Origin of the sequence: Actinomadura sp. HBU206391 (genome assembly GCF_014323665.1) — a bacterium.
Taxonomy (GTDB): domain Bacteria; phylum Actinomycetota; class Actinomycetes; order Streptosporangiales; family Streptosporangiaceae; genus Actinomadura_C.
Genome location: NZ_JABVEB010000264.1, coordinates 1 through 7,126, shown reverse-complemented (window position 1 = coordinate 7,126; position 7,126 = coordinate 1). Strand labels below are relative to the sequence as shown.

Annotated in this window: 6 protein-coding genes; 3 read left to right on the top strand and 3 right to left on the bottom strand. The window is 66.4% G+C overall.

All coding sequences use genetic code 11. The features are described 5' to 3' along the window. The first annotated feature begins 90 nt into the window (after nucleotides 1–90). Nucleotides 91–1,929 (top strand): ABC transporter ATP-binding protein, encoded by a 1,839-nt coding sequence (locus tag HKK72_RS33570; protein ID WP_187238446.1) that lies wholly within the window; start codon nucleotides 91–93, stop codon nucleotides 1,927–1,929. 5 nt (nucleotides 1,930–1,934) lie between these two features. After that, on the top strand, nucleotides 1,935–3,677 hold the full coding sequence (locus tag HKK72_RS33565; protein ID WP_261987451.1) for an ABC transporter ATP-binding protein: 1,743 nt from the start codon (nucleotides 1,935–1,937) through the stop codon (nucleotides 3,675–3,677). On the opposite strand, the gene HKK72_RS33560 is transcribed toward HKK72_RS33565, so the two are convergent. From HKK72_RS33560 to HKK72_RS33550, 3 genes are all read right to left on the bottom strand, one after another. After that, complete coding sequence (locus HKK72_RS33560) at nucleotides 3,619–4,545, bottom strand: ATP-binding protein (RefSeq protein WP_187238444.1); 927 nt, start codon at nucleotides 4,543–4,545, stop codon at nucleotides 3,619–3,621. The two genes, HKK72_RS33565 and HKK72_RS33560, sit on opposite strands and share 59 nt — an antisense overlap. A 168-nt stretch (nucleotides 4,546–4,713) precedes the next feature. Further along, nucleotides 4,714–4,938 (bottom strand): DUF397 domain-containing protein, encoded by a 225-nt coding sequence (locus tag HKK72_RS33555; protein WP_187238443.1) that lies wholly within the window; start codon nucleotides 4,936–4,938, stop codon nucleotides 4,714–4,716. After that, nucleotides 4,935–5,816 (bottom strand): helix-turn-helix transcriptional regulator, encoded by an 882-nt coding sequence (locus tag HKK72_RS33550; protein ID WP_187238442.1) that lies wholly within the window; start codon nucleotides 5,814–5,816, stop codon nucleotides 4,935–4,937. Before HKK72_RS33550 ends, HKK72_RS33555 begins: the two co-directional genes overlap by 4 nt. Nucleotides 5,817–6,097: 281 nt before the next feature. Here HKK72_RS33550 and HKK72_RS33545 point away from each other — a divergent pair, with 281 nt between their 5' ends. Further along, nucleotides 6,098–6,925 carry an SAM-dependent methyltransferase gene (locus HKK72_RS33545; RefSeq protein WP_222721466.1) on the top strand — a complete coding sequence of 276 codons (828 nt, stop codon included), beginning with the start codon at nucleotides 6,098–6,100 and terminating at the stop codon, nucleotides 6,923–6,925. The last annotated feature ends 201 nt before the right edge of the window (nucleotides 6,926–7,126 follow it).

The window sequence follows — 7,126 nt, the reverse complement described above, 5'->3', positions numbered from 1 at the left end:
GGACGACGCCTTCGCCGTGCTGACCTGGGCAGCCGAGCTCGGCATCGACCCCGGCCAGATCGTGACGAGATTGACGAAGACGGGAGAGCGATGATCACCACCGACCTTGCCGAAGCGAGGGAGCAGTCCACACCATCACCGGATGCCGATTCCGTGGCGGGACAGAGCCTGGCACGGCTGCTGCGCCCTTATCTCTGGAGTTTCACGGCCGTTGTGATCCTGCAGGTCATCGGCGCTGTCGCGGGTCTGGCGCCGCTGCTGGCGGTCGTCGAACTGGGTCGTACTCTGCTGTCGCCCGGTCCGATCGATCACGGTCATGTCTGGATCGTCGTCATCGCGGGTGCGGTCGGCCTGTTCGTCCGGTTGCTGCTGTTGGCCGCGTCGTCGGGCCTCGGGCATTTTCTCGACGGCCAGGTGCAACAGTCGCTTCGCCGGCGACTGGCCGCGCGGCTGGGACGCGTACCGATCGGCTGGTTCTCCCAGCGCCGGACGGGCGAGCTGGCAAAGATCGTGGGTGAGGACGTGAGTGCCGTGCACCCGTTCATCGCCCACGCCCCCGGCGAACTCGTCTCCGCATTCGCGGTACCGCTGGTGTCGCTGAGCTACCTGTTCACCATCGACTGGCGGCTCACGCTGATCACGCTGATACCGGTGGTGCTGGCAGTGGCGCTGGTCCCCCTGATGATGACCCCGGCCCGGCTGCGTGAGCAGAAGGAGTTCGACGGGGCCATGGGGCGGATCTCGGATTCGGCCGTCGAGTTCGTGCAGGGCATCTCGGTGGTCAAGGCGTTCGGCGGAGGCGAGCGCGCCCACCACAAATTCCGCACGGCCGTAGACGACTTCGTCGGCTCCTTCTACCGGATGGTGCGCGGTCTCGCCGGGATCGCCGCGGGGATGCAGCTGGCGCTGTCGCCGCCGTTCGTGCTGCTGGTCGTGCTGATCGGCGGTGCGGCTCTGATCACGAGCGGTGGCATGGCCCCGGCCGACCTGTTGCCCTTCCTACTGCTCGGACTGGGCCTGACCGCTCCGGTGGCGGCTCTCGGCCACGGCTTCGACGATATGCAGGCCGCCCGGCGCGCGGTCGGCCGGATCCGGGACGTGCTCGCGGTGCGGTCGCTACCGGAGCCCGCGCATCCGGTCGCACCACAGGGTCACCGGGTGGAACTGCGTGACGTTCGATTCGGCTACATTGCCGATCACGAGGTGCTGCGCGGGATCGACCTGGTGCTCGAGCCGGGGACGGTCACCGCGATCGTCGGGCCGTCGGGAAGCGGAAAGTCCACGCTGGTTCAACTGTTGCCGCGGTTCTTCGATCCGACCCACGGTTCGGTCACTCTTGGCGGTGTCGATCTGCGCGAGCTCGGCAGCCGGGAGCTCTACCGGATGGTCTCCTTCGTCTTCCAGGACACCTCCCTGCTGCGTGCGTCGGTCGCGGACAACATCGCGCTGGCAGTACCGCATGCCGACATCGACGACGTGGTTCGCGCCGCCCGGCAGGCCGATATTCATGATCGGATTCTCGAGCTGCCCCGCGGATACGACACGGTGATCGGTGCAGAGGCCGGCCTGTCGGGTGGCGAGGCGCAGCGGATCTCGATCGCACGCGCACTGCTCGCCGACGCACCTGTTCTCGTGCTGGACGAGGCGACCGCCTTCGCCGACCCGCAGACCGAACAGGCGGTGCGCCGGGCCCTGGCGACGTCGGAGGGCGATCGGACGATCCTGGTCATCGCCCATCTCCTGGAGACGATCGCCGACGCCGACACCGTCGTGATGCTGGAGAACGGGTCGATCGTCGAGCGCGGCAGGCCCGCCGAGCTGCTGGCACAGAACGGAAAGTTCGCCGCGTTCTGGCAATCCCGCCGATCGACGCGCGCCGACGAGAACGAGAGCCACGGTGGCGTACCGCAAGGAGACGAACCCCGATGATTCGAATGCTGCTGCGCGTGCTGGGACACGAGTACGCCCCGCCGGTGCGTCGCACCGTGGCCCTGATGACGACGACCGCGGTGGTCGAGGGTCTGTCCTACGCACTGCTGGTTCCAGTGCTGCGGGCACTGTTCGGGAGCACGCCCGGAGATGCGCGGCCCTGGCTGATCGCGTTCGGGGCCGCGGTCGCGTTCTACGCGGTGCTGCGCTATGTCAGCGATCTGTCCGGTTTCCTCGCCGGGACCACGCTGTTGCGTGGTATGTATCACCGTCTCGGCGATCATCTGGCCCGATTGCCCATCGGCTGGTACGGCGCAGGCCGCGTCGGAGAGGTGTCCGTCCTGGCCAGCCGCGGCGTCCTGCAGGCGATGAGCGTGATCGCGCATCTGCTGGGACCGTTGATCTCCGCCTGTGTGACTCCCTTGACGATCGTTGTCGTGATGCTCGCCTTCGATTGGCGGATGGGGCTGGCCGCGTTGGTCGCCGTACCGGTCGTGGCGGCGATCCAGGTCTGGACGGGACGCTCGATGGCCGCCACCGATGCGGAGCGCGCCGAACGCGACCATGAGGCCACCGGGCGGGTCATCGAATATCTCCAGGCCCAGCCGGTGCTCCGAGCCGGCGGCCGCACCGTCGAACGCTTCCGGTTGCTCGACGACTCGCTGCGTGAACTCCAGCGCGCGTCCCGCCGTTCCGCACTGTCGGCGCTGCCCGGCATATTGGGCCTGACGCTCACGGTGCAGGGGATGTTCACCGTGTTGTTGGTCCTCGGCACCTACCTCGCGCTCGGAAATGTCGGTGCGGCGGAGGTTCTGGCGATCCTGGTGCTGGCCGCCCGCTGCGCGGATCCGCTGCTGTCACTGGCGGGTATCGGTGGCCAACTACGCGGCGCACGTTCCGAGCTGTCGAGACTCGACACGGTGTTGCGCACCGAGCCGCTGCCGCAAGCCGGCGAACCGATCCTGCCGGTAGGCCATGACCTGGAGCTTGATTCTGTCGCCTTCCGGCATGGCGACCGCACGGTGTTGAACGACGTGTCACTGCCGGTGCCAGAGGGACAGCGGCTTGCCGTTGTCGGACCGTCGGGGGCGGGTAAGAGCACATTGCTGCAGTTGGTCGCGCGGTTCTACGACGTGGACGCGGGCGTGGTGCGCGTGGGGGGTGTGGACGTGCGCGCGATCGACACCGAGGTGTTGATGGCGCAGATCGCCATCGTCTTCCAGGATGTCTATCTCTTCGACGGCACGATCGAGGAGAACGTGCGTGTCGGCCGTCCCGACGCGGGCGAAGCCGAGGTGCGGGCGGCGGCGACCGCGGCGCGGTTGGACGACGTGATCGAGCGTCTGCCCGGCGGATGGGCGACGAATGTCGGCGAGGGCGGCGCACTGCTCTCGGGTGGTGAGCGCCAGCGTGTCTCGATCGCGCGAGCGCTGCTGAAGGATGCGCCCATCGTGCTGCTGGACGAGGTGACCTCCGCACTGGACCCGGTGAACGAGGCGGCCGTCCACGACGGCATCGAGCGCCTGATGGCGGGCCGGACGGTGGTGATGGTGGCGCATCGGATGCGTACCGTCCGACGCGCCGATCGCGTCGTCTTTCTGGACGGCGGCCGGATCGTGGAGGAAGGCAGCCATGACGAACTGCTGCGCCGAGGCGGCCGCTACGCCGATTTCTGGAAAATTTCCCGTTCTATTCGGCATGTCGTAGGTCTTCGTGGAGCGCCACGATCGTCTCCGTCACGTCGGTGATCTCTGCGTATGGTCGGCGAACGCTGGTGCCGTCGACGTGCCATCGGAAGGCGTTGTCGTGGCACCAGACCGTCAGGCCGCGTCGCACCGAGAGCACTGCGTGATCCCGTTCCGCGTTCCGGATGGTGTCGATTCCACGTACCAGGAGTTGCTCTTTGAGCTGCTGGCTCGCCTGTGGAGCAGTGACTTCGACTCGTGGCGGCTCGGTCAGCTGCGATGGGCCGGGAATCGGCAGCGAAAACCATGCGACCTTTCCCGGGACCGGCCATTGCCCAAGGCGAGAGCGTGTCCGGTGGAAGCCTGTCCGTCCGTGGGAGAGGGTGCGTACCAGGTCGAGGCCGCGCGCGCCGTCCTGGAGCCCGGGAAGGATCGCGTCAAGGGCCTCCATCGAGGGCGTTGCCGACAGTTCAAGCTCGGGGAGCAGGTCGAGTACGTCATGCGCTGGTGGCTTGGGAATGGGCCAATCGCTCTGAGGGTCGAAGACTTTGCACACCAGTTCCGTATGAGGAGCTTGCCCGCGCCGGTAGAGCCAAAGCTCGCATCGGCCCGAAGAGGGCGCATGTCGTTCGTCCAGGGACTTGCCGCCGAGGCCATGAACGAAGGCGTTGGTGACCAACTCGCTCAGCATGGTGAGGCAATCATCGACAAGCGTGCGTGCCAGCCCCAACTCGTTGAAGGTCTCCCGCACGTAATGGCGCGCGACGGCGTTGCACGTCTCGTTGTGGGGAAGCCACCAGGCGGCGCAGTCCCAAGCGCGGATGCTTGCTGAGCCGCTTGCTGGAGTGCTCATCACCGCGCTCGTATTCACCTGGCCGTGGGGAGGGATGCCCGCGGCCGCCAGCAGCGATGCGCTGAACTCACTGGCCATCCACGGTCCCTGCGAGTTAGTACGGTACTGCTATCTCGCACTGTACAGGATCTTGGGAACGTACCGGGCTGGATCGGTTCGCATCTCGGTAGGTGCGTACTGACATCTCGGCATGCTCGTCAGCAGACACGCATAAGGCCGGAGCCGTCTGATGCGACGGCTCCGGCCTCACTCAAGCAGCTCAGGCAAGCCTCGATGCTTGTCGCACTCGCCGCTCTTCACCCGAGCGAGCAAGGCGTCCCACGCGCTGTGGGTGAACTCGAGGACGGGCCCACGCCCGTGCTGCTTGGAGTCACGAACGGCGATGCGGCCACAGGCGAAACGTGCTACCTCCACACAGTTGTCATTGGCGTCTGAGCGGCTCGACTTGAGCCAGGTGGTGCTCTTGGTCATTGCGGTGGGGTTTCTTCCCTATGGTCCGGCATCGCCTCGGCCGCATTGATCAGAAAATCGATACTGTCGTCTTCCGACAACGCTGCGTCACGGAGCCGGCCATATAGCTGGTCGTAGCGGTCGACCGGGCCCTCGTCGGTGAGTATCAAGTCGTCGGTCACGGTGTCGACCGCGACCACAACCGGATCCCCTGGGTCGGTGAAGGTGTAGATCGAGAAGGCCGAGCGCGGCACGCTGTAGGCCTCGATCACCGCGTCGACCGGCAGGATCCGTACGGCGATCTTCGGATTGCCGTTGACCGTCGCGGCCAGGTAGTAGAGCTGCGCCTTGACGATCTCCGGCGGGGCGGCCGGCCTGCGGATGGCCACCTCGTCGATGATGACCTCGTACATCGGACCGCCAGGGCGACGGAGCATGCGTTGCCGACCGGCACGTGCATCGACCACCTTGTTCGGCCGGGAACCTGACGGGGCGATGAGGTTCGCGGCTTCGACCCGGGCGCGCGTGAACTCTGGAGTCTGGAGCAGTCCAGGCACGAAGGTGATCTGATATTCGCGGATCGCGTTCGCGCCGGCTTCCAGGTTGGCATATAGCGCCTGGCGTGGGCCCATCGCCTTGTTGGACTCCCACCAGCCATGTTCGGCCGCATCACGGGCGATCGTGAGGATCTGGTTCCACCGATCCTCATCGACGTCGAGCGCGTCGAGGATCTGGATGATGACGTCCTGGTCGACGTTGTGCCCGTTCTCCAGGCGGGAGATCGCCGCTCTTGAGGGACCGATCAGCTCCGCGAGCTGGTCGTGCGTCATCCCGGCTTCCACACGCACCCGGCGGATCTCGGCAGCCAGGCGCAGCTGACGCACGTAAGGACTGATCATCTAACACGTCCGTACATCGGCGATCTCCATACGGTACAAGAATCAACAACGTACAGCTTATCGTTCCCGCAGGCCGCTCAGCCGTCGGCACCCCTACGGCAACCGTCCTCCCGGCTCCGATCCATGGCCGACCTCGCAAGCTGCCGGGCAGCGGTCCGACGGGTCGGCGTGATCGACGATCTCTTGAACCCACGGATCACGCGCTGGATATTCGGTACGTTCGGGAAAACCGAACCGTGCGGCAGAGCCTTGCCGTGCATCCACGACCTGGAGACCGCGCTGTGACGGACCACGGGGCCACCCCCGAACGGGAACCAGTTGAGATCGACCGCAGTGCCGCTCACCCGGCACGGGTTTACGACAGATGGCTGGGAGGCACCAACAACTTCGCCGTCGACCGCGAAGCCGCCGATCGCGCGGCCGCGGCCAACCCCCAGGTCGTCCCAGCCGTGCGCGCCAACAGGGCTTTCCTGGGCCGCGCCGTCCGCTACCTCACAGGCGACCGAGGGATACGGCAGTTCCTGGACATCGGCACCGGAATCCCCACCAAGAACAACACCCATGGTGTAGCCCAGGGAGTGGCACCCGATTCGCGTATCGTCTACGTCGACAACGATCCGATCGTGCTGGCCCACGCCCGCAAGCTGCTCAAGGGCTCCCCCGAAGGCGTGACCGCCTATATCTCCGGCGACCTGCATGACCCCGGCAAGATCCTGCAGGAAGCAGCCCGTACTCTCGACTTCACCGAACCGGTCGCGGTCATGCTCGTGGCGGTCTTGCAGTACATCTCCGACGACCGCGACCCCTACGGCATCGTGGCGCAACTGCTGGAGGCCGCCGCGCCCGGCAGCGCTCTCGTGGTTTCACACCCCGCCAGCGACATCGGCGCCGAAAAGGTCAGCGCGTCGATGCAGCGCTACAACGAGAAGGCTGCGGTTCACGCCACGCCTCGCACCCACCAGCAGATCGTCGGGTTCTTCGACGGAACGGACCTGCTGGAGCCGGGCGTCGTACAACTTCCTCAGTGGCCGGGAGGCGAATCCGAGCCAGACGCTCCCCCGCTGCCCATGTGGTGCGGTGTAGGCCACAAACCCAACGGCGGACGGTGAGACGGAGACGACAACGACCTGACAAAGCCGCGAGCCGACCGTCCGGGTAGCGAGCCGGCAGTCCGAATATGCTTGTCCGCCGTTCCGGGCCGGCATTACCGTGCCGCAGTGGACCTCTTCTCTCGCTCTTGGACGGCGTTGCGCACGGCGGTCGACGAACTCTCCGACCAGGACTGGGAACGGCCGTCCGGCTGTACCGGC

Excerpts from the sequence above, each read along its gene's own strand:
- HKK72_RS33565 (WP_261987451.1), top strand. The coding sequence starts at position 1,935 with ATGCTGCTGCGCGTGCTGGGACACGAGTACGCCCCGCCGGTGCGTCGC.
- HKK72_RS33570 (WP_187238446.1), top strand. The coding sequence starts at position 91 with ATGATCACCACCGACCTTGCCGAAGCGAGGGAGCAGTCCACACCATCA.
- HKK72_RS33550 (WP_187238442.1), bottom strand. The coding sequence starts at position 5,816 with ATGATCAGTCCTTACGTGCGTCAGCTGCGCCTGGCTGCCGAGATCCGC.
- HKK72_RS33560 (WP_187238444.1), bottom strand. The coding sequence starts at position 4,545 with ATGGCCAGTGAGTTCAGCGCATCGCTGCTGGCGGCCGCGGGCATCCCT.
- HKK72_RS33555 (WP_187238443.1), bottom strand. The coding sequence starts at position 4,938 with ATGACCAAGAGCACCACCTGGCTCAAGTCGAGCCGCTCAGACGCCAAT.